This is a genomic window from Cytobacillus sp. IB215665 (genome assembly GCF_033963835.1).
Classification (GTDB): domain Bacteria; phylum Bacillota; class Bacilli; order Bacillales; family SM2101; genus Nanhaiella.
In genome coordinates, this window is sequence record NZ_JAXBME010000041.1 from 1 (window position 1) to 1466 (window position 1466).

Annotated in this window: 2 protein-coding genes; both read left to right on the forward strand. The window is 33.2% G+C overall.

Going from position 1 to position 1466, the window contains the following annotated elements; genetic code table 11:
- Positions 1 to 31 precede the first annotated feature (31 nt).
- On the forward strand, positions 32 to 259 hold the full coding sequence (locus SLH52_RS23150) for a hypothetical protein (RefSeq protein ID WP_214484729.1): 228 nt from the start codon (positions 32 to 34) through the stop codon (positions 257 to 259).
- A gap of 155 nt (positions 260 to 414) precedes the next feature.
- On the forward strand, positions 415 to 1443 hold the full coding sequence (locus SLH52_RS23155; RefSeq protein ID WP_320211557.1) for a beta-propeller fold lactonase family protein: 1029 nt from the start codon (positions 415 to 417) through the stop codon (positions 1441 to 1443).
- The last annotated feature ends 23 nt before the right edge of the window (positions 1444 to 1466 follow it).

Genomic DNA, 1466 nt, shown 5'->3' on the forward strand with positions numbered 1-1466 from the left:
TTCTTATAAATTATGAATGGAGGTATCAATTATGTCTGCCCTTATAGCTCTTGGGGTGGGAGCCTTATTAATTGTTTTGTTCCCAATAATCAACAAAGAAAGTAAAGTTTTTGCAAGAATTAGTTTTATCACTGGTATCCTTATTATATTAATCCTTATTTTTATTCTAATTTCACCTCGTATTGTTATTACTTACAATGAATCTAATCCTAATAAAATGAAAATCGAAAGAATATTAGATGAAATAAATGAAAAATAGTAACTATTATCAGCACCTTACAATTGATTGAGGTGTTTTTTAGATTGTTAGAACTAGGATCCACAATGCTTATTATGTCTACTTTGAGTAATATGAATAAAATACCTATTCCTTACATAGTTTTTAATTAACAATTCGTGAAAGGTGGTATATGTGTGACATTAGCCTACGTAACAAATTTCGGATCAGATAATGTATCAGTTATCGATACTAAAACGCATTCTGTCATTGCTACTGTAATGGTTGGTAGTGATCCGCTTGATATAATTATTACTCCTGATGGAAAAGTAGCTTATGTTACAAATAATGATTCTCTCAACATGTCAGTTATTGATACCAATACACACTCCGTTATTGCTACTGTGTCTGTTGGAACATTTCCAGGTGCTGTAGCTATTACTCCTGATGGAAAACTGATTTACGTTATAAATGATGATTCAAACGTGTTGGCTATAAGTGCCACAACACATTCTGTTATTGCAACAATTCCAGTTGTTTTGCAGCCCATAGCTCTAGCATTCACACCCAATGGGAAATTAGCTTATGTCACAAACTTTGGATTCTCGGGAAGTTCTATTTCTGTTATTGATACTAAAACGCATTCTGTCATTGCTACAGTGATTGTCCCACCATCAGAAATAAAAGGCCCTTCACCCTTTTTAGCTATAACACCTAATGGGAAATTAGCTTATCATATGAATTCTTCTTCTCCAGACAGTTTTATAAGTGTCATAGATACTAAAACACACTCTATTATCGCTACAATAACTGTTGGAAGCCTTTCATCTGATATCGCTTTCACATCTGACGGAAAATTAGCGTATGTTACCAACTCCGGAAATGCTACTATTTCTGTTATTGATGTAAAGACTCATTCTTTAGTAGCTAAAATTCAAATTGATAATTCCCCTAGATTCGTTACCTTTTCACCAGATGGTAAACTAGCTTATATTTCACATAATGAAATTGTTTCCGTAATTGATGTAAAAACTCATTCTGTTATTGATACCATTCAAGTTGGTAATCTTCCTCGATCAGCCTCTTTTACTCCTGATGGAAAATTGGCGTATGTTGCAAATCTAGGTAGTGCTACTATTTCTGTTATTGATGTAAAAACTCATTCTGTTATTGATACTATTCAGGTTGGTAGCACTCCTAGAAGTATTGCCTTCACTTCTAACTAAACATATTTACTCTTGAGTTTCCT

Bases quoted from the DNA above. Each gene is read 5' to 3' on its own strand.
- SLH52_RS23150 (WP_214484729.1), top strand. From the start codon at position 32: ATGTCTGCCCTTATAGCTCTTGGGGTGGGAGCCTTATTAATTGTTTTG.